The sequence below is a fragment of the Streptomyces winkii genome (assembly GCF_032248595.1).
In the GTDB taxonomy this organism is placed as follows: domain Bacteria; phylum Actinomycetota; class Actinomycetes; order Streptomycetales; family Streptomycetaceae; genus Streptomyces; species Streptomyces winkii.
The window spans coordinates 335,967-355,477 of the sequence record NZ_JASTTH010000005.1 but is presented as its reverse complement, the minus strand read 5'-3'; the positions used below and the strand labels follow the sequence as shown (position 1 = coordinate 355,477).

The following is a 19,511-nucleotide window of genomic DNA, read 5'->3' as shown; positions in this document are numbered from 1 at the left end:
CGGCGTCCGGGCCCCGCGAATCCGGCGATCCGGGCCCCGTGCCTGGCGTTCAAGGTTCGGGAGTCCTGGCGTCCGGACCGATGAGTTTCCGCGCCCCACGGTGTCTACCGGGTGGTGGCGAGGCCCTGCCTCCCCACCGCGGAGGCCGGATCGGACCGGACGGGATCGAACCGGATCGGACCGGCAGCGAGGCGGACCGGTCACAGAGGTCGAAGAAAAAAGGGGTGCGTGATGAAGCTGGTCGTGCAGGAGTTCCTGAGTCTCGACGGTGTCTCCCAGGGACCGGGCTCCCCGGACGAGGACACCAGCGACGGGTTCACGCGGGGCGGCTGGTTCGTGCCGCATCTGGACGACGAGTTCGAGCAGTTGGCCGGGACGTGGCTCCGCGAGGCGGACGCGTTCCTGTTCGGCCGCCGCACCTATCAGAACTTCGCTCGGGACTGGCCGAAGATGCCCGACCACCCCTCCGCCGCGATCCTGAACGGTCTGCCGAAGTACGTGGCCTCCCACACCCTGACCGAGGCCGGGTGGGACCCGACCACGATCCTCTCCGGCGACGTCGCCGCCCAGGTCGCCGAGGTGAAGCGGCAGCCTGGCCGGGAGTTGCAGATCCACGGCAGCGCCAGGCTGGCGCAGTCGCTGCTGGCCGCCGGGCTGATCGACACGCTGCGGCTCGTGATCGCCCCGGTCGTGGTGGGCAGCGGCAGGCGCCTCTTTCCGGACGGCGGCGCCCCCGCCGGGCTGCGGCTCGCCGAGCACCGGACGACGCCGGGCGGCCTGTCGGTGCACGTCTTCGAGTCGACGGGGCTTCCCGAGTACGGGACGTACGGACCCGGCGCGTAGACCCGCCGCAGACCTGGTACGAGGCCCGCGAAGACTCCCGGAACCGACCCGCGAAAACGCAGGCGGCAGCGTCCGCCTCCTCCCGGCATTGACATGCAGCCGTGCGGCTGCCTATCTTTCATGCAGCCAATCGGCTGCATGTACTCGAGGAAGGCGAGATGGACGAGGTGTTCAAGGCGCTGGCCGACCCCAGCCGCCGGCTGCTGCTCGACAGCCTGAACTCGCGCGGCGGCCAGAGCCTGCGCGAGCTCTGCGCCGGTCTGGAGATGGCGCGGCAGTCCGTCAGCAAGCACCTGGCGGTGCTGGAGGCGGCGAACCTGGTGACGACCGCATGGCGCGGCCGGGAGAAGCTGCACTACCTCAACGCCGTGCCCATCAACGCCATCGCGGAACGCTGGATCAGCCGGTACGACCGCGGGCGCGTCGAGGCGCTCGCCGATCTGAAGCGAGCATTGGAGCAAGAACCCATGAGCGGAACAGAGTTCGTCTACACGACATACATCAGCACCACGCCCGAACGCCTCTGGCAGGCCCTGACCGAACCGTCCTTCACCCGCCGCTACTGGGAGACCGCCTTCGAGACCGACTGGAAGCCGGGATCGACGATGGTCTGGGACGGACACGGCTGCAGGACCGAGGACCCGGCCCAGGTCGTACTGGAATCCGAGCCGTGCCGCCGGCTGTCGTACACCTGGCACACGTTCACGCCGGAGTGGGCCGAGGCCGCGGGGGTCAGCCGGGAGGTCCTCGGCAAGATCGCCGAGGAGCGCCGGTCGAAGGTGACCTTCGAGATCGAGCCGCTCGGTGAGCTGGTCAAACTGACCGTGGTGCACGACGACTTCGAGCCGGGCAGCACCGTGCTGGAGATGATCCGGCAGGGCTGGCCGCACCTGCTCTCCAGCCTCAAGACCCTGCTGGAGACCGGCGAGACCCTGCCCGGACCCGACCCCGAGCCCGAACCCGCGAGCCGGGGCTCCTGACGGGCTGCCGCCGCGGCCGCGGCCCGGCCCCGTCCGGGCGGGCCCCGGAGATCCCGCGCCCGGCGGCCACTTGGGATCTGACCTGCGCACCTGAGGCTGGCACAGGTGACAGGGGTGCGGGAGGATGGCCGCTCGCCACGCCAGGCTGACAGGTGATGCCGATGATGAGCTTGTTCGACCTCATGCGCGCTCCGGTGGACGTCCTGTGCTACCACCCGGGTCCGGGCACGCTGCGGCGGGACTCCGTCGCCGTCGACCGGGTCGTGATCACCGATGCGGACTGGCAGTTGGCCGAGGCGGCGACGGGCCCCGGGACCGGCACGGGCGCGGTTACGGGCGCAGGCCCAGGCACAGGCACGTCGATCCTGGCCGTCGTGCCCGCCGAAGGCGGGAGCATCGGCGCCGCCGCCGTCCCGCGTGCCCTCTCCGGCCTGGTGGAGGCCGGAGTGACGGCCATCGCGCTCGCGGCCGGTCCGCAGACGTTCCCGGACGGCGTCGAGCGCGAGGCGGCCAGGCTCAACATCCCGGTCCTCGTCCCCGCGCGCCCGTCGGAGGCCGGCGCCGCCGGCATCCGCGCGGACGTGGTGGACGTCCAGGTCGCGGTGCTGGAGGCGCAGCGGGAACAGATCGCGCGGGGAACGCGGTTGGCCGCGGAGCTGGAACGCTCCCCGGAGGACGCCCCCGCCCGTCTGACCAAGTGGCTCGCGGAGGAGATGGCCCGCGAGGAGGTGACGGCGATGCTCGTGCCTCCTCCGGGGCCGCCCGACATCGTCGCGGGCAACGCGTCTGCCGAGCGGGAGTACGAGCGCGTACGGGACGGGCTCGCGCCCACCGCTCACATTCCGGGTCAGCCGGGCCAGGCGCACGTACTGCTCAACCCAGCGAGCGCGGTGCGCCCGTACGACGTGCTGGTGGCCGTCGGTCCGTGGCCGTGGACGCCCCATCACGTCGATCTGGCGCGGCAGACCGCCCGGCACATCGTCCACTCCCAGGGCCACGCGTACGGACGGCGGCTCAGGCAGACGGAGTTGGCCCTCCGCGTCGCGATACTCCAGCAGCTTCTGACGGGGGACGTCGCCAGCGCGCGGCGGGCGTCCCGCGGGCTGCCGTCGGGCAATCTCACGGGCCACGCAGCGCGCATGGCGGTCCTGGAGTGCGCGACGCCGGCCGACCGGGAGCTGGCCATGTACGCCGCCGAACGGGCCACCGAGGGCCGTGCGCTGGTGGCGGAGTGCCCGGCCGTGGCGAGGCATGTGCTGATCGTGCTGCCACAGCAGACCGCACGGGACGACCAGCATGTACGGGCGATGCTCTCGCCCCTGACCCGGGGCAGCGGTGCGGCGGTCGGCGTCTCCACCGCCATGCCGTACTACGCGACCGCCCACGCCTATACGGCGGCACGCGGGGCTCTGGCCGCGGCCCGCGGCGGCGAGGACCGCATCGCGGTGCACCCCGGGGGCACGACGCTGGGCGGCGAGCTGCCGCGGTCTCTCTATTCGGCGTGGGCGGCTGTGCTGCGGGAGCCCCTTGCCGTCTCACGCCGCGTACCGGAGGACCAGCGTGACGTCATGGTGCACACGACCGCGCTCGCCGTGGCGCTGGGCACCACGGCGGCCTCCCGGCTGCTGGGCATCGGCTCCACCACGGCCCGTCGCCACGTCGAGGGCGTCATGGGCGCCATGCGACTCGACCACCGGCAGGTCGCGCACCGGGCCGTGGCCCAACTCGCCCTCCAGGCACCGCCCGCCGGGCACGACGCAGCGACTCCCGTACGGCCGTTGACGGCGCTCCTCGCCCACGAGGGCCCCCGCAAGTGGGCCGAGGAGGTGCTGCGTCCCCTCAACGGGCAGCCGGAGGCGGTGGAGTTGCTGGCGACGTGGCTGCGCTGCAACACGGAGACGATCGCGACGGCCCGCACGGCCGTGCTCGGCCGGAACACCGTCGCGCGGCGGCTCGACAGGATGGCGCACGAGCTGGCGCTGCCGCTGACCGACCCCGGCGGGGGCGGGCACGAGACGCTGTGGGCGCTGACGATCCGCGGCGACCTGCGGGAGCCCCTCCCCGACCCCGCAAAAAAACCGGTCCTGCTCTGAGCCTCGATTCCCCGCGCTGACCAGCCAGTTCACCGAATGTGGACGGCTGTTTCTCCCGCGCGGTGCGAATGCACCAGCCGAATGGCGCCTGTGCACCAGGGGTTCGGGCCGGCTCTGCCCGTACGGTCTGGAAACCGTGAGTGGACCCCGGCCAGGATGACGGCGGCGAGGAGGGGTTCGCCGCGCGCCCGATCCGGGTGCCGAAGTGGGGGATTCGGCACCCGGCGACGGCGCCCCCGGCGAGCGGGGGAGAAAACGGGGGAGGGATACGGGGGAGCGGCCGGGGAGAACAGCCAGAGTTCTCTCCGGCCGCCTCCGAATTCGCGCTGCGGGCTCGGCTGCCAACTCCCGCCCCACGACCGGGCGTTACCCCGCCCGTTTGCCCCCTTGCCCCGCGCATCGGTGCGGCGCAGGGTGAATCCCGTACAAGTACGGGGTGATCGGATGTCCGGTGCGCGAAGCTGGTGGCGGTACCGGGACGGAGGGGGCGGCGAAGGCATGGCCGACGAAGAGCGCGTCGAGAGGCGGCTGTTGCTGTCGGTGGACGCGCGGGGCTACGGCAGCGCGCCCGACTGGATGCACGAGGAGATCCAGCGGGGCCTGCTGGGGGTGCTGGACGTGGCCGCGAAGGAGGCCGGGCTGCGGCGCGATGCGTGGGACACGCAGGGTGCGGGCGACGGGGAGCTGGCCGTGCTGCCGCTGGAGGAGCCGGAGGTCCGGGTCGTCGAGCGCTTCCCCCGGGAGCTGAAGAGGGCGCTGCTCAGGCACAACCGGGGCCGCAGCGACGAGACGCGGCTGCGGCTGCGGATGGCCGTGCACTTCGGCACGGCGAAGCCGGGGTCCAACGGCTACAAGCACGCGGGTCCCGTCGTCGTCAGCAGGCTCTGCGACATCGAACCGCTGAAGCGGACGCTCGTGGCGTCCGGCGCGGATCTGGCCGTCGTCTTCTCCCGCACGATCTACAACGACACCGTCAAGTCGGGTCTCGCGCTGCTGGATTCGCCGGAACTGCGCCAAGTGCGGGCCAGAAACAAGGAGTTCGACGAGGACGCGTGGATCTGGGTGCCCGGATACGACGTTCGTGCCCTGGACTTGGAGGACGCTCCGGAAGAGGGGACGCGCCCGTCCGCGCCCACTTCCGGACTGCCCGCTCCGGACGAGAGGGCGGCCAGGTCCGAGCCCTCTCCCGGCCGGACCCCGGGTCCCGAGGCGGAGCCTCCCCCTTCCGGCGGCCGTGCCCCGCTCGCCGTGAGCGAGCACGACGTGCTCGGTCCCGCTGTCCCGGCGGGCCGGTTGCGGGGCTTCCGTCTCGACGAGGACTGACCAGCCCAAGCGACAGCCGACCGGGGGGAGTTGACTGCTGAACGCGGATCCCATGGGCGAGTGGCCCCCGCACAGCCTGCTCGGCGGCCTCCCGCCGGACGAGCGGGAGGATCTGCTGCGCCTCGGCTCCGTGCAGCGGTTCGGGGCCGGGGAGACGATGCTCGTCGAGGGGGACCGCGATTCCCGCGATGTGTATGTGCTGCTCAAAGGGGCCGTGAAGGTCGTCGGCAACACCGAGGACGGCACCGCGGTGCTGCTGTCCATCCGTGCCGACGGCGATCTGCTCGGCGAGCTCGCCAGCCTGGACGGCAGCCCGCGGCTCGCCGGTGTCGTCACCATCCGCACGTGCACGGTACGGCGCATCGGGCAGCAGGCGTTCCTCGGCTTTCTGCGGACGCATCCGGGCGCCTCGCTCGCCGTCAGCCGCAGCGTCTCGGCGAAGCTGCGCAACGCGACATGGCATCGCGTCGAGTACGGCAGCGCACCCGTACCGGTCCGGCTGGCCCGGCTGCTGATCCAGCTCGCGACGCAGCACGGAGAACCGGCGGACGAGGGCACGGCCATTCGACTCCCGCTGACTCAGACCGAGTTGGCCGCGCTCGCCGGTGCCCGCGAGCCCACGGTGCAGAGGGCCCTGCGGGCGCTGCGCCAGGAGGGCGCCATCGGCATCGGCTACCGGCGCATCGTCGTACACGACTGGGCGGCGCTGCACGAGGCGGCGGGGATCAGCGAGATACCGCCCGCGTACGGCATCCCGCCCGCCCCGCCGCGGAACGTGCACGGGGACTGACCGCACGGGACGGGCAACGGGACTGACCGCCGCTGCCTCGGGCCTCAACACCCGGCATATTTCCGGACGTTGGGCATCCGATTGCAGGTGTCCTCTGGAAATCCGTAGCAGGACGGCTTCTGCCGTGCCGCCTGCTGGAACACTGAGAGCCCCGATTCGGAGGGATCGCCAAAGACCCCTGCATTTCGGGTAGTTGTCACCACCGCACATGAAGAGGCGACATGAGCATGCAGGCCCGCCGCGGACGCACTCCCGATCCGCTCTGGAAGCGGCGGGCGAGGGCGCTGCCCGTTCCGCTGGCCATCGTGCTGACGCTGACGCTCCTCATCGTGGGCGGGACCTACTGGTTCTCGGGGGACGACGAGGCGGGCGGGGCCGAACACGTCAACGGCCGGTCGTTCTCGGTCGGTTACGCGGGCAGCGCGAGCCGGCTCCAGGGCATGACGAAGCTGGAGACCACCGAGCAGTTGCGCGACTGGGCCCGCTACGGGCTGGCCGCCCGGCTGGGCATGGACACCGACGGCTACCGGGACTCCTCGTACGACACCCTGCCCGTCCGCGATCCCGGATTCGACGGCCTCGTGCGGCAGGTGAACGGGCCGGGGCGCTCCCTCTTCGACGGCGGCCGGGACACCCTGCATGTGCTGGTGCCGGTCGGCGACCGGCACAAGAAGCGCACGGTCGGCATGGAGATCGACCAGCACCGGACGGACGCGGGCTCCGACCCGCGGCGGGTGCAGGTGCACGAGTACGAGATCCGGCCGCACGACGAGTCGATCCGGATCGCGGCCGGCAAGGCCGAGCGGACCGCGAAGGTGCGTACGGCCTACGGCTATGTGACGGGGCGCGCCGACACCGCCGAGGGGCTGAAGACCTTCCTGGCCCGCGCCGACCGGCTCTCCTCGCTGGAGAAGCGGGGCTCGAAGATCTATGCACGGGGCTGGAGTTGGGCCGGGAAGTCGCTCGTGGACGCCGAGGACGTGTCGGTCCTTCAGCGCGGATACAGCTCGCGCCAGCGACCCGCCTTCTCGCTGGACCCGAAGAACGCGAGCAAGCCGGCGGACATCCGCGGGGCGCTGCCGGAGCTGAAGTCCGCCTGGGCGGACGACATCGCACACGGCAAGTCGCCGGCCGGGCTGCGCGGCAAGGTCGAGGACGCGCTCCTCCACGGCAAGAAGTACAAGGGACTCCCGGAGAACCGGGCGCAGTTGGAGGCCCTGAGGGGCCTGCTCGGCGGCGGCGGCGCCTACACGCAGGCGCGGTACGAGGGCGGTCTCGCCGGCACCGAGGTCGGGATGACCCTCTTCTACACCGACTACGTCGCCAAGCACTGGGTGGCCGGGGCAGGCGACGGCGTTCCGTCCAAGGCGGTCGAGGGCTTCGTTCCCGACACCCAGGCCGACATTCCGTGGGGCGAGTGCTCCAAGTCCCCCGAGGAAGGGAGCGAGGCGGGACGGATCTGGTTCGGTCCGGACTCCTCCGGATCCGCGAGCTCCGGCGACCGCGTCGACCTCGGTGCGCAGACGACGCGCCTCTTCGCCAGGGCGAAGAGCGGCGAGAGGGAAGTCGAGGCGAGCTACGCCCTCGGCCGGGGCACGCGCTGGTGGGACCGGCACTACCAGGACGTCGCCGACTATGAGCCGCAGTACGAACGTCTCGACCAGATCATGCGGTGGAGCAGTGCCCTGGACTGGCTGAGCAGCAAGGCCGGCGGCGCGGAACTTCCGCGGCCCGCGGACGGGCGCGTCACGTCCGGCCTGCGGTTCAAGGACTGGTACGCGGACCACGACGAGCTGCGTGAGCGCAGGCACATCGAGTTCGTCTCGCCGCCCTCCGCCGATACCGAAGCCCTCCAGAACGGTGTCTCCAAGGCGTTCGAGAGCTGCGGCTACGTAGGGGTCACGGGTGGGGTCTCGCTCGCCGACCGCGTCTCGTCGGGCAGGGACACGGACCGGCCGGACATCCCGCGGGACCTGCGGCGCGCGGGCGAGTTCGAGTCGGCGGCGCTGGACGGTCCGGACGGCACGGGCCGCATCGAGCAGGTCTGGAGGAACGACGTCGGCGACGTCACCGACCGGGTGGAGCGCACCCTCAGCCGCGGCGAGGGCGGCAGCGCCGTCGTACGCACCGAGGGCGAGGACCGGGACGGCGCACACGTCGGCGACCTGAAGCAGACTCAGGCCGACGGGCCCGCACGGCAGGTGAGTTCGGGGATCTCCGCAGGCGGAGAAGAGCTCCGGCAGAGCGTCGAGGTGAGCGGGAAGCCGGTCGGCGAGGAGCGGGCCACCCGCACCCCGGACGGGGTGGATCTGCGGTGGGAGCGCGGGGTGGTCGACCGCTTCCGCAGCGCGGCGCGCACCGTGCAGGAGCGGCTCGCGAAGGGGAAGGAGGGCACCCCGGCGGCCGACGACGTGCTGTACGAATACCGGGACGGCGACCGGGCCCAGTACAAGACGGGCGGCGAGGACGCACCCTGGTTCGCGCACACCAGGGGCGAAAAGGCCGACGGCGCGGTGCTGAGCGTGCGGCTGGGCGCGCCGTCCAAGGGCACGGGCGGCCCGGAGTTCTCCACGGCCGCGCTGGTGCCGGGCCCGGGCGGGAAGGGGCCGGGGGCTCCGCGCGGCCCGCCCGGCGGGGGCTGGATCGAGGCCGAACCCGCGGGTTCGGGCGGCGGGGGCCGTCCCGCCGTGGTGCGGCCCGTCGGCGAGCCGCGCGGGAAGGACTCCACGGCCACCGTGGAGACCTCCGACGGCGCTACCGCCACCGTCCACTACGCCGACGGCCGCGCCCGGGCCGAGGCGGACGACCCCGTACTCGGCCTCGACGGGACGGCCGCGGGTGCGGCGCTCATGACGCACTACTCCCAGGTCCATACGGCGATGAAGGACGCCGGGCGCAGCCGCGACGGGCTGTACCGCGCCGTCGAGTTGGGCCCGGACGGCGCCGACGGGATCGCGCTCGCGGGCGCCGGCAACAAGATCGTCCTCTTCGAGTCCGGATACGACTGGACGGCCAGGCTCCAGAGGGCGCTCGGCGTCGACACGTCGAAGGGCGGTCCGCTGATCCGCTACAAGGAGGACGGCCGGCCGCAGCACGTCTCGAAGAACAAGCTCAAGCCCGGCAAGGGCAAGGCGCACACGATGACCCTCGGCGACGCGCTCCGCGAGAACCCCGGAGTCGTCTACACGAGCCCCCGGCTCACCGCCCAACTCTCCGGCGGCAAGGGCGAGATGCCGCACCTCTCGCCGACGCGCAAGGACCTGAAGGTCGTGGTGGTGTCGGCGGGTGTCGCCGGGGTGAGCGCCCGGGCCGGTGAGAGCCGTAACGCCGGGCCCGACGTCTACCGCTACCGCGGCGAGGAGTGGATGCGGCTCGGGCCTCCCGGCGGGGGCGGCGCGGGGCCCGGCGGTTCCGCCGCCGGCCGGGGCGCGCTTCCCGCGAGGAACAGTGTGGTGATCGCCTGCACGGACGGTGAGAGCGACGACCCCGACTCCGCCTGCCACACCGGCGACGACTGACCGGGGCGCCGTTCACATGGAGATCAGTGCAGACCACCCCGCCCTGCCTGCCGTACGGCGGGCCGAGAAGCGGTACGAGCAGGGGGACGCCGCAGGCTGCGACGCGGAGTTCGCGAAGGCCGAGCAGCTGGCGCGGCGCGACCCCCGCCTGTGGGGCGAGCTCGCCGTGCACCATGTGTCGCGGCTCGTCGGTCTCCGCGATCTGCGGAGCGCGGGCTCCCGCTGCGACGCGTATCTCGGCCGTGTCGCCGTGGGCCCCGAACGGACGCGGCTGCGGGGCGAACTCCGGGTGCTGCGGGCCGAGATCCTGGCCGACGGCGGTCGATCGGCCGCCGCCGCACGGGAGTCGGAGGACGCACGGCACGAACTCCTCGTCCACGGAGGCTCGTTGAGTACGGACGACGAGGCCCGGCTGCTGCGCGTGCAGGGCGTGGCCGCGGGCGAGGAGGGCGACGGCGCACGGGCCCGGCTGCTTCTGGAGCGGTCACGGGAGCTGTTCGCGCGGCTCGGCGACGACGACGCCGCGGCCCGGATCGAGCGGGAGCTGGACCGGCTCGGGGTGCTGGACGGGGACCAGGACGCCGCGCGGAAGGTGGCGGACGCCGGCCGGGACGCCGATCCTGCCGACGAGTTCGTACGCGGCATGGCCCTGAAGCTGCTGTGCCGGTACGAGGAGGCCCTGCACACGATGGTCGGCTGTGCCCTGCGGGAGGACCTCTCCGCGGAGCGGCGCTGGCCCGTACTGAGGGAGATCGCGCTGCTGCTGAGGGCTCTGGGCCAGGACGAGACCGCCGACCGGCTCAAGGAGCAGCTCACCGAGACCGCCGCCCGCGCCGACGACCGGTCCAGGGCTGAGGCCGAACTCGCCCGGCTCCTCCACCGGGACGCCCCGTCGGACGGCACCTTCATGGGCGAACTTCAGCACGCCCTGCGTCTGCTCGCCCCCGCCGCACCCCGTCGGGAAAAGCTCAGGGCCGCCGAGCAGATCATCGTCGGCGTACGCGACCGGGCGGACTCCGAGCACGAGTGCGCGGTGTGGCATCTGGCCGCCGGAGAGCTGGAGTTGAAGCTCGCACAGGCGGACCGGGACGGCCCGGACGGCCCGGACGACCGGGACGGCCGGGGAGGCGAGGCCGCCGGGGTCAGGGACGCGATGGTCCATCTGGAGCTGGCGATCGACCGGGCGGAGCGGTGTTCGCGCATCGAAGTCCGCGTCCAGGCACTGAGGTTGCTCGGCCGCGCGTACTACCACCGCAGCTCCAGGCCGGCGGACGGCTCCACGTCGGAGGCCCGGTCCACCTCGGCGGACGGCTCGCTGTCGGGCGGCAACTCCACCTCGGCCGACGGTTCCACGCCGGACGGCGACCTCTCGCGGGCGCGCGAGTGCTGGAACGAGGCGCGCCGCCTGGAAGAGGGGATCACCGCGCTCCAGGAGACCGACAAGGTGCGCCGGGAGATGTCGCTCACCATCGCCGACACCACCGACGAGTGGATCGCCTCCGCGGTCGCGGCGGGCCGGCACCTCTCCGGAGCGAACGCGACGGCGGCGCTGCTCGTGGCGATGGAGGCCGCGCGCGGGGCGTCGATCCTGGCGGAGATCCTTCCCGGTGCCTCCGGCTCCGTCCGTGCCCTGCCGCGGCCGGGCGACCACGACGGCGCCCGCGCATGGGCGGGGGAGATCGCGCTGCGGCTGCCGCACTCCCGGACGGGCTCCCAGGCGGTCTGGCTGATGCATGCGGGGACGGACCACATCCACCATGCGGTGCTCTCCTGGGACGAGTGCTTCCGGGTGAGCGTGCCCTGCCGGAGGGACCTGCTGAAGAAGGCGATCGACGAGTTCGCGGGCTGCTGGAGCAGCGAGGAGATCCTGGAACTGAGCCTGGAGAACGACGACTTCGGCCAGAGCCTCGACACCGTCGCCCGGCTCATGGGCGTGGCGCAGGTGCTGGGCAGGCTGCCGGAACACGTACGGCGGATCGCCGTCGTCGCGGGCGGGATGCTCGCGGAGGTGCCGCTGGGCGCCGTCGCGACCGAGGGCGGCGAGCCGCTGGGCATCCGGTACGCGCTCTCCGACCTGCCGTGCCTGTCGGCGCTGGCGCCGCTTCGCCGACGCGGCCACCGCACAAGGGGGTTCAGCCGCTTGGTGGTCAGCCCGCGTCCGGAGGGCACGGCCCGTCCCGCCCGGGTGTCCCCGTGGGAGAAGGTCGTCGACGAGGCCCGCCCGCCCGAGGCGGCGAGCAAGGCCGTCCGCCGCCCGCGCCGCCGGCTGATGCTGCTCGACCGGCACGCGACCCCGGAGGCCCTGGGCGCCGCTCTCTCCCGGCGCCGTCATCGCCTCGTCCGCATCTACTCGCACGGCAAGCACCACCACACCGACTCCGGCCGCTCGAAGCTTCAACTCGCCCCCGAGGGGCCCGACGGGGCCGTACTGACGGACGAGTTGCAGCAGATGGATCTGCGCCGCTGCGGCACGCTGGTGCTCGGCGCCTGCGAGTCGGGCATGGCGCAGCTCGTCGGGGGCGACGAGCGCACCGGCTTCGTACGGGCCGCGTTCGTCGCGGGCGCGGCCTCCGCCGTCGCGGCCCGCTGGGTGGCGCCCGCGCACGTCGCCGCCGAGTTGCTCGACCGCTTCGAGTCGTACGCGCGCCACCAGCCGCGCGACGTCGCGCTCCAACTCGCCCAGCGTGACGTCTACTCGGGCGCGGCCGGCGAGGGCGTGCTCGGAACCCGTGGGCAGGACCCGCGCCGCACGCACTTCGCGAACTGGGCCTGCTGGACCCTCTACGGGGACTCCGGGTTCCAGACCAGGGCGGATCCCGTCACCCGTCGACTGCGCAGCGCGCTGCGCGAGTTCACCACCAGGAGGCGCCATGCAGGGCCACGTTGAAGGGAGGAGCCCGCGGGTCTTCCTGTGCTTCGCCGCGGCCGACCACGCCGAGGCCGAACGGCTGGGCCGCGACCTGCGGGCCCGCGGCGTCGGCACCGTCGACCACGGCTACCAGATCGGGCCGGGCGCCAACATCGTGCTCGCCGCCGACCGGGCCATGACGGAGTCGGACTACTTCGTGCTCCTGTGGTCCGAGGCCGCCCGGGACCAGCCGTGGATCGACGAGCAGTGGTCCGCCGCGTTCGTGCGCGACATGCGCGAGAAGCACCGCCGGTTCTTCTTCGTCGTACGGCTCGACGAGACGCCGCTGAGGTCGACGATCCTGGCGGCCCGCCCGCATGTGGACGCGTGCCGCGACTGGGACGCCGCGGTCGCCGAACTGGTCGCCACCTGGGCATACGAGGGGGCCCTCGAACACCCGGCACTGCCCGCGCCGAACCCCCCGCTGCGCGCACCGGAGCTGACGGTCTATGTCCGCAACACGTCTTTGAACGTCTACCTCAAGCTGGAGCACGTCCCGGCGGACGCGACGGGCGGGCAGCTCCAGGACGAGATCCGCGCCGAGCTCCAACTGCCCCCCGAAGTCTCGAAGTTCGGCGGCAAGGTCGGGCTGCGCTTCTCGTACCGCTTCCTGTACGGCGGCGAGCCGCTGCCGGAGGACAAGCCGCTCGCCTCGCTCGGACTGGGCCACCGCAGCTGGGTGGAGCTGGAGGTCGGGATCGAGCCGTTCGGGCCGGACGGCGGCTCCGCGTCGGGCACGTTCCTCAGCGACGACGAGCCGGGAGAGCTGAACCCGGCGCTGCTGCGAATGCTCGTGGACTCGGCGTTCGCGCACCTCAGGCCCGGGAATCTTCCGTGAATGCAGAATTCCGGCCAAGCGGCCGGTTAGTTGTCAGAGTCGTTCGGCGGCCTTTTTATAGGGGGAGTCAGTAATTCCTTGATCGAAGAGCCGGCACCCGCCGTTCGTGAATGAATGGTGTTCGCCGCGCAGAAGCCGTGTCCGCGGTGCTTTCCGTGTGATAGCGGAACTCTGTTTCCGCTGCTCGTGTCCGGATTGGACCCGGGTTTCGATCGTTTTGCGGGAAGGCGGTAGTTCGGTTTATTGTCTTCGCCTCGCCCAGGCGTCACCGCAGTTGGAGGGGGTGCGATGACCCATGATCAATTTTCCCGGAGGGACCCGTAGGCGCGGAATTAATTACCGATGAGTTTGTTCGGGCAGGGGCGGACTTTCCTTGCCGCGCTCCCGTCGCAAGATCGCAGGGCATTGTTTTCCAGGGGTACGCCACACGCATATGCGCCCGGTGAGACAGTGGTGCGGGAGGGGGAGTCCACGACATTTGTGGTGCTCATTCTCTCCGGCTGGTCGGTGGTATCCGTGGAGACCGAAAGAGGCACGCGGCTCATTCTCGCCCTGCGCGGAGCGGGCGAAGTGGTCGGCGATCTGGCGGCCGTGGACCAGCGTCCGCGCAGCGCCACGGTGACGGCGCTCGGGCGGCTGGAGACGGTCGTGGTCCCCGGCCGGCAGTTCCGCGGCTTCCTGGCCTCCCGCCCGGCGGCCACCTCGCTGATCATGCGGCAGCTCAGCTCCCGGCTGCGCAGCGCCGACGTCGAGCGCCGCTCGCTCGCCTCCGGGACGGTGTTGCAGCGGCTGGCCGCCCGGCTGCTCGAACTCGCGGAACGCACGGGGCGGCAGGACGGCGAGGGCATCGCCCTGAACCTGCCGCTGCCGCAGCACGAACTCGCCGCTGCGGTCGGCGCGACCCGGGAGGCGGTCGCCAAGGCCCTGCGGCTGCTGCGGGAGGAGGAGGTCGTGCGGACGGGCAACCGGCGGCTGGTGGTCACCAACGTCCAGCTGCTCCGGCTGCTGGCCGCTGGCCAGTCCCAGCCGCAGCAGCCGCCGAGGAGGCCCGGGCCCGGGGATTCAGGCGAATCCCCGCCGGATGTGTAAACGGCTACAGCCAGGGGGGTTGACACGCGGTCACGCTTCATCCGTCCAGGGCGAGAAGCAGTACGGAGGGGGACGAGTGAGCAGTCCGGAAGCCGTGAACCGGCTGGTGGTCTTCGCGGACACCTGCGGTTCCGGGCAGATGAACATCGCCGCCAAGCGCCGGACGCGCGAGGGGATGTACGAGGCGTTCGCGAAGGCGTTCGCCTCGGTCGGCGTGAACGAGGGCGAGATGCACCAGGAGGACCGGGGCGACGGCATCCTCGCCGCCCTCGACCCCGGCGTGCCGTCCTCGCTGATGGTCGGCAGATGGCTCAGCACGCTGTACGAGAGCCTGCGCGAGCACAACACCGTCAGCGCCACGCGGCTGCGCATGCGCGTCGCGATGCACATGGGACCTGTGGTCGACGACGGCAAGGGGCTCGTCGGCAGGGCGGTGGACGTCACGTGCCGGCTGTGCGACAGCGAGGAGGCGAAGGCGACCATCGCCCGGGCCGACGGCTCCGACCTGCTGCATGTCGTCTCGGACTGGCTGTACGCCAACGTCGTCGCGGAGGGCGGCCGTTACATCGAGCCGGACCACTACCGGCAGGTGCGCGTCGAGAACAAGGAGGCCGACGAGCTGGCCTGGTTCCGCGTACCGGGGCTGCCCGGGCCCCCGATGACCGTCCCGCCGCCGGCGCGCCGTGCGGGGGGCGGTGTGCCGGCGGCGGGACCTGGACCGCTGGAGCCGGCGGCACAGCACGGGCCGGGGCACCAAGTCCCAGGCACCAAGAACCAGTTCAACGTCGCGGGCGACAGCCTGTACTTCGAAGGCGGCCGGTTCGAGAACTTCACCGGCATCCGCAAGGACCGCCCGCAGACCGGCGGTTCGGAGGCCTGACGTGAGCGAGCCGAACGAGGGGGCGGGGGCGTCCCCGGAGGAACCGCAGCCCGAGGAGCGCGCGGACGACGGCGCCGGGGCAGGGGGCGCCGGCGCCGAACAGCCGCAGGAACGCGACCCGTTTGAGGAGGCGGGACGGGGCCCACTCGGCGGCGCGGGCGGCACCGGCGGCTCCCGGGCCGCCCGGGACGCGCGCCGGAACTGGGCGGGCGCCGAGCGGATCTACGAGATCCGGGGCGACAGCCAGTACTACGAGGGCAACGTCTTCCTCAACCAGCAGTTCCTCGGCGGCGGCGCCGCTGTCGTCGACGGGCCCGTGCCGGCGGAGGAGCTGCGCCGCCTCCGCCAGGTCTATCTGGAGGCTCCGGGATACGGGCGGATGAAGAGGCTGCTGCGCAGCCGCCGGCTGCTGGTCCTGAGCGGCGAGCCGGGCAGCGGGCGCACCGCGACCGCGCTGGCCCTGCTGGACGAGGTGGCGGGGGACGAGCGCGTCGTCCGGCTCGATCCGCAGGAGACCGAGCTGCGGACGGTGCCCAGGGAGTCCATCAAGCCGGGCCACGGGCACGTCCTCGAACTGGTCCGTACGGACGGCCAGTTGAGCGACGACCAGGAGATGCCCACCGAGCTCCACCTCGACCGCCTCAGCGCCCTGCTCACCGGGGCCGATGCCTACGGCGTGGTCATCGTGGCGAGCGGCGACCTCTCCGACCGTCTGCTGCGCGGCCGTTACGGCATGCGCTGCACGCCGCCGGACACGGACGACGTGCTGGACGGGCATCTGCGCGCCCTGCTCAAGGACGCCGACGCCGCCGAAGTCTCCGGGGCCGCCGGGGCCCCAGAAGACGGAGCCCTCGCGCGAGCGTGCGAGCTCGCGCGCAGCGCCCTTGTCCGGGACGCCCTCGCGCTGGAGGAGCTGCGCCCCGCCGAGGCCGCTCGGCTCGCCGGGCACCTCGCCGACCGGCAGCGCGGCCAACTCACCGACGCCCAGCTCCTCGACGCCTGCGCCCGGTTCGTCCCCGCCCAGGCCCGCGAGTGGTTCGCGGGGGCCGACGCCCCCGGCGCCGTGCCGGCCGCGCTGCCCGCTCTGGGCACGGCCGCGTTCCGGATGGCGGTGGCGGTCTTCAACGGCTCCGCCTACAGCCTCACCGCCGAGGCCGCCGAGCAGCTCGCGTGGGAGTTCTCCCTCACCCTCGACCCCGAACGCGCCCCGGGCAGGCGGCTGTTCGGCACGCACGCGGCCAACCGTCCCGCCGCGGCCCGCTCCGTCCTCTACGACGACGAGCTGGACCTCGGCACCGATCAGGTGCCCGTACGAGCGATCCGCTTCCAGGGCACGGGACTTGCCACCGCCGTCCTGCACGAGGTGTGGCACGGCTACCACAACGCCCGAGGCCCCGTCTCGCGCTGGCTGCGCGCGCTGTGCGACGACCCGCGCCCGCAGGTGTGGGTCCGCGCGTCGCTCGCCGCCGGGGTGCTCTGCGCGTGGGACTGGATTCACGGATACGACGAACTCGTCGCCCCCATGGCGGGAGCCGACTCCCCGTTGCAGCAGATGGCCGCGGCCACCGCGCTCGCCCAGGCGTCCAGGGAGCCGTCCGTACGGCCCGTCGTGAAGAGCCTGTTGAGCGAGTGGGCCGACCAGCGGACGGGCAGGGGTGAGCATCTGCGTACGACGGCGATCCTCACGCACGGCTACGGGCTGGCCGCCGGATCGGTCTCCGCCTCGCTCGACGAACTGGGGAAGCTGGCGCGCCGGGGCGGCACGGCCGTCCTGCCCGATGTGTCGCACAGCGTGCTGAGGCTGCTGGCCGGTGCCGGCCCCGGCACCGTCGTGGGGCGGCTCGGCGACTGGCTGCGCGACGGGCGCCGCGAGTACCGCGACCTGGTGCTGCTGACCGTCGTGGGCGCGCTGCGCACGAAGACCACGTTCCTGTGGGGGCTGGAGGACGCACCCGAGCTGGAGGCGCACGGCTCGTGGCCCTGTGCGGCCACGCTGGCCGCGACCCGCCCGCAGCAGTCGCAGCGCATCGCCGACCTGGTGCGGCACGCCCTGACCTCGGCGCGCTCCGGAAGCGCGGCGCTGGCGGGGATGGAGAGCTGGATGCGCCAAGCGGCAGGTGACGAGGAGCAGTTGAGAGCCCTGTGCGACTTCCTGCCGCGGCTCGTGGACGACGTCCTGGACGCGGACCGGCTGCGGCACCTGCTGAAGCGGCTGGTGGAGGACGTGGACGAGCCGCTGGACAAGGGGGCGGCGCGGCGGATGTGGGACGCGGTGGAGAGCGAGATGGAGCAGTGAACGGGCAGTACGCAGACGAGGGTCGGGGCGCTCAGCCCCGTGGGGATCTCCCCGGGCCCGCCGGGGCCGAGGGTGGGGGTCTCCCCAGGCCCGTCGGGGCCGAGGGTGGGGGCGTCCACGGCGTCCAGGGGTACGGCGGGCCGGGCCCCGTCCGCGGGCCGCTGCTGCGGCAGTGCCCGCTGCCCTACCGGCGGCACGGCAGCGGGCATGTCGCCGCGGTCCAGATGTACGACAACGGCGGGCACACCGTGCTGTGGCCCGACCGTCCCCGCGAGGACGTGAACAGGCCGTGGCTGCGTCAGCCGGTGCGGGTGTTCGAGGTGGCTCTCGGGCGGCATGTGGCCAGGTTCGGGCTGCCGCTGCCGGCCGCGGGCGACGCGGAGTTCTTCCAGGCCGAGGCCGCCGTGCACTGGCAGGTCGAGGACCCGGTGCTGGTCGTGCGCCACCAGGTATGGGACGTCGCCGAGCTGGTCCACGACGACCTCGTCGACCAACTCCGGTACGTCTCCCGGCGGTTCCGGCTCAACGAGGCCCAGCTGGCCGACGAGGCAGTACGGGCGGAGCTCGACTCGGAGCGTTTCGGGCTGGGTTCGGACCTGGGGCTGCGCACCAAGGTGCACGCCCGCATCGATCTGAGCGAGCGGGTGGTCGAGCGCGTCCGGGAGGGGACGGGCCTGGACCACGAACTGGACCTCACCGAGCGGCAGCACCGGATCGACCGCCGCAAGCAGCAGCACCGGGGAGAGCTCGTCCAGGCGCGCGCCCGTGAGCTTCAGGCCGCCATGGCGGACGGGGACGACGCCAAGATCGCCCACTTCATGGCCCTGGAACCCGGCAGTGAGCTGGACATCGCGCGGCTCTTCGCGCGGGAGAGCCAGCAGTACAAGGCGGACAGGCTGGCGTTCCTCACCAAGATGCTCGACACGGGTGTCGTGGAGCGGCACCAGGTCAGCGAGCTCACGTCCGAGGCGCTGAAGGCTCTCAAGGAGCAGTCCGGCCGCGTCCTCGGCGAGTCGGTGGGCAGAGCGCTGCCCCAAGAGACCGACTACCGGCGGGAGTTGGACGCCGGATCTCTGCCGCGCCGCCGCCGTCCCTTCTGGGAGACGGGCGGGGACGACGACACCGGCCGGGACGACGACACCGGCCCGGAGCTCGAAGAGGCCCCCGGCGAGGGGGACTCGGCCGGGCCTTCGGGCGTCCATGAGCCCAGCAGTGTCGAGTCCGCAGAGGAGCGCGCCGAACGGACCCGCGGCGCCGACGACTTGGCCGCGCCGCGACGTCGCGGCCGTGCCAGCGACCGGTTCGACGACTGGGGGGACTGAGGACCGATGAGCGATCCCGAGCAGTGGCCCGGCACGTCGCCCGCCACCGGGTCGGCGACCGGGCCCGGCGCCACGGCACCGGCCGCGCCCACCTCGTCGGCCACCAGGCCGGCTCCCGATTCCGCCCGGGCCGATTCCGACGTCCGCTACGTCGCCGAGCGGCTGCTGGCCGCCGTACGCGAGGACCTGGGCCGTGCCGATTCCAAGGCCGCGATCCTGCTCTCGGGAGCCATGGCCCTGGTCGCGGTGCTGTTCTCCGCGCGGCGCGGGCCCGTCGCGGACGCCGGAGCGGGGTCGGGCGTCCAGGTCGCCCTGATGCTCGTCGCGGGGCTGCTGTGGGCGGGCGGCGTGGTGGCGCTCGTGGCCGTGCTCATGCCGCGTACGCGCGTCGCCGCGGACCTCACGTTCATCCGCGAGGTGACGTCGGGTGTCTCTGCGACGGAGCTGATGCCGAGGCTCACCGAGTCCGGCGAGGACGTCGTCCGCTGGACGCTCGACCAGTCGTGCGCGCTGGGTGCGGTGCTGGCGCGGAAGTACAGGTGGCTGCGCGTGGGGATCTGCTGTCTGGCTCTCGGTGCGATTTCCGCTCTCTTCAGCGAGATGTGGTGAAAGGCGATGTCTTTTCCGGTTG

Annotated in this window: 13 protein-coding genes; all 13 read left to right on the top strand. The window is 72.7% G+C overall.

What is annotated here, in order from left to right; genetic code table 11:
- The first annotated feature begins 231 nt into the window (after window positions 1-231).
- Window positions 232-843 carry a dihydrofolate reductase family protein gene (locus tag QQM67_RS17195; RefSeq protein ID WP_314174769.1) on the top strand — a complete coding sequence of 204 codons (612 nt, stop codon included), beginning with the start codon at window positions 232-234 and terminating at the stop codon, window positions 841-843.
- Between the two features lie 158 nt (window positions 844-1,001).
- Entirely contained in the window at window positions 1,002-1,823 is an 822-nt protein-coding gene (locus QQM67_RS17190; RefSeq protein WP_314174768.1) for an ArsR/SmtB family transcription factor, read from the top strand.
- A gap of 155 nt (window positions 1,824-1,978) precedes the next feature.
- Window positions 1,979-3,916 (top strand): helix-turn-helix domain-containing protein, encoded by a 1,938-nt coding sequence (locus QQM67_RS17185; RefSeq protein ID WP_314174767.1) that lies wholly within the window; start codon window positions 1,979-1,981, stop codon window positions 3,914-3,916.
- Window positions 3,917-4,414: 498 nt separating this feature from the next.
- Window positions 4,415-5,239 (top strand): hypothetical protein, encoded by an 825-nt coding sequence (locus tag QQM67_RS17180; protein WP_314174766.1) that lies wholly within the window; start codon window positions 4,415-4,417, stop codon window positions 5,237-5,239.
- Window positions 5,240-5,291: 52 nt separating this feature from the next.
- Window positions 5,292-6,029 (top strand): Crp/Fnr family transcriptional regulator, encoded by a 738-nt coding sequence (locus QQM67_RS17175; RefSeq protein ID WP_314174765.1) that lies wholly within the window; start codon window positions 5,292-5,294, stop codon window positions 6,027-6,029.
- A 221-nt stretch (window positions 6,030-6,250) separates the two neighbouring features.
- A complete protein-coding gene (locus QQM67_RS17170; protein ID WP_314174764.1) occupies window positions 6,251-9,547 on the top strand; it encodes a hypothetical protein in 3,297 nt (1,098 codons plus the stop codon).
- 16 nt (window positions 9,548-9,563) lie between these two features.
- Window positions 9,564-12,434 carry a CHAT domain-containing protein gene (locus tag QQM67_RS17165; protein WP_314174763.1) on the top strand — a complete coding sequence of 957 codons (2,871 nt, stop codon included), beginning with the start codon at window positions 9,564-9,566 and terminating at the stop codon, window positions 12,432-12,434.
- Window positions 12,418-13,293: a TIR domain-containing protein gene (locus tag QQM67_RS17160; protein WP_314174762.1), complete on the top strand. Its 876-nt coding sequence runs from the start codon at window positions 12,418-12,420 to the stop codon at window positions 13,291-13,293. Before QQM67_RS17165 ends, QQM67_RS17160 begins: the two co-directional genes overlap by 17 nt.
- Before the next feature lie 342 nt (window positions 13,294-13,635).
- Window positions 13,636-14,382, top strand: a complete 747-nt coding sequence (locus tag QQM67_RS17155) for a Crp/Fnr family transcriptional regulator (RefSeq protein WP_314174761.1) — start codon at window positions 13,636-13,638, stop codon at window positions 14,380-14,382.
- 76 nt (window positions 14,383-14,458) lie between these two features.
- Window positions 14,459-15,262, top strand: coding sequence for a hypothetical protein (locus QQM67_RS17150; RefSeq protein WP_314174760.1), 804 nt, complete (start codon window positions 14,459-14,461; stop codon window positions 15,260-15,262).
- Between the two features lies 1 nt (window position 15,263).
- Window positions 15,264-17,558, top strand: a complete 2,295-nt coding sequence (locus tag QQM67_RS17145; RefSeq protein WP_314174759.1) for a hypothetical protein — start codon at window positions 15,264-15,266, stop codon at window positions 17,556-17,558.
- Complete coding sequence (locus QQM67_RS17140; protein WP_314174758.1) at window positions 17,555-18,880, top strand: hypothetical protein; 1,326 nt, start codon at window positions 17,555-17,557, stop codon at window positions 18,878-18,880. Before QQM67_RS17145 ends, QQM67_RS17140 begins: the two co-directional genes overlap by 4 nt.
- Window positions 18,881-18,886: 6 nt before the next feature.
- On the top strand, window positions 18,887-19,489 hold the full coding sequence (locus QQM67_RS17135; RefSeq protein WP_314174757.1) for a Pycsar system effector family protein: 603 nt from the start codon (window positions 18,887-18,889) through the stop codon (window positions 19,487-19,489).
- The last annotated feature ends 22 nt before the right edge of the window (window positions 19,490-19,511 follow it).

Bases quoted from the DNA above. Each gene is read 5' to 3' on its own strand.
- QQM67_RS17195 (WP_314174769.1), top strand. From the start codon at position 232: ATGAAGCTGGTCGTGCAGGAGTTCCTGAGTCTCGACGGTGTCTCCCAG.
- QQM67_RS17190 (WP_314174768.1), top strand. From the start codon at position 1,002: ATGGACGAGGTGTTCAAGGCGCTGGCCGACCCCAGCCGCCGGCTGCTG.
- QQM67_RS17185 (WP_314174767.1), top strand. From the start codon at position 1,979: ATGCCGATGATGAGCTTGTTCGACCTCATGCGCGCTCCGGTGGACGTC.
- QQM67_RS17180 (WP_314174766.1), top strand. From the start codon at position 4,415: ATGGCCGACGAAGAGCGCGTCGAGAGGCGGCTGTTGCTGTCGGTGGAC.
- QQM67_RS17175 (WP_314174765.1), top strand. From the start codon at position 5,292: ATGGGCGAGTGGCCCCCGCACAGCCTGCTCGGCGGCCTCCCGCCGGAC.
- QQM67_RS17170 (WP_314174764.1), top strand. From the start codon at position 6,251: ATGAGCATGCAGGCCCGCCGCGGACGCACTCCCGATCCGCTCTGGAAG.
- QQM67_RS17165 (WP_314174763.1), top strand. From the start codon at position 9,564: ATGGAGATCAGTGCAGACCACCCCGCCCTGCCTGCCGTACGGCGGGCC.
- QQM67_RS17160 (WP_314174762.1), top strand. From the start codon at position 12,418: ATGCAGGGCCACGTTGAAGGGAGGAGCCCGCGGGTCTTCCTGTGCTTC.
- QQM67_RS17155 (WP_314174761.1), top strand. From the start codon at position 13,636: ATGAGTTTGTTCGGGCAGGGGCGGACTTTCCTTGCCGCGCTCCCGTCG.
- QQM67_RS17135 (WP_314174757.1), top strand. From the start codon at position 18,887: ATGAGCGATCCCGAGCAGTGGCCCGGCACGTCGCCCGCCACCGGGTCG.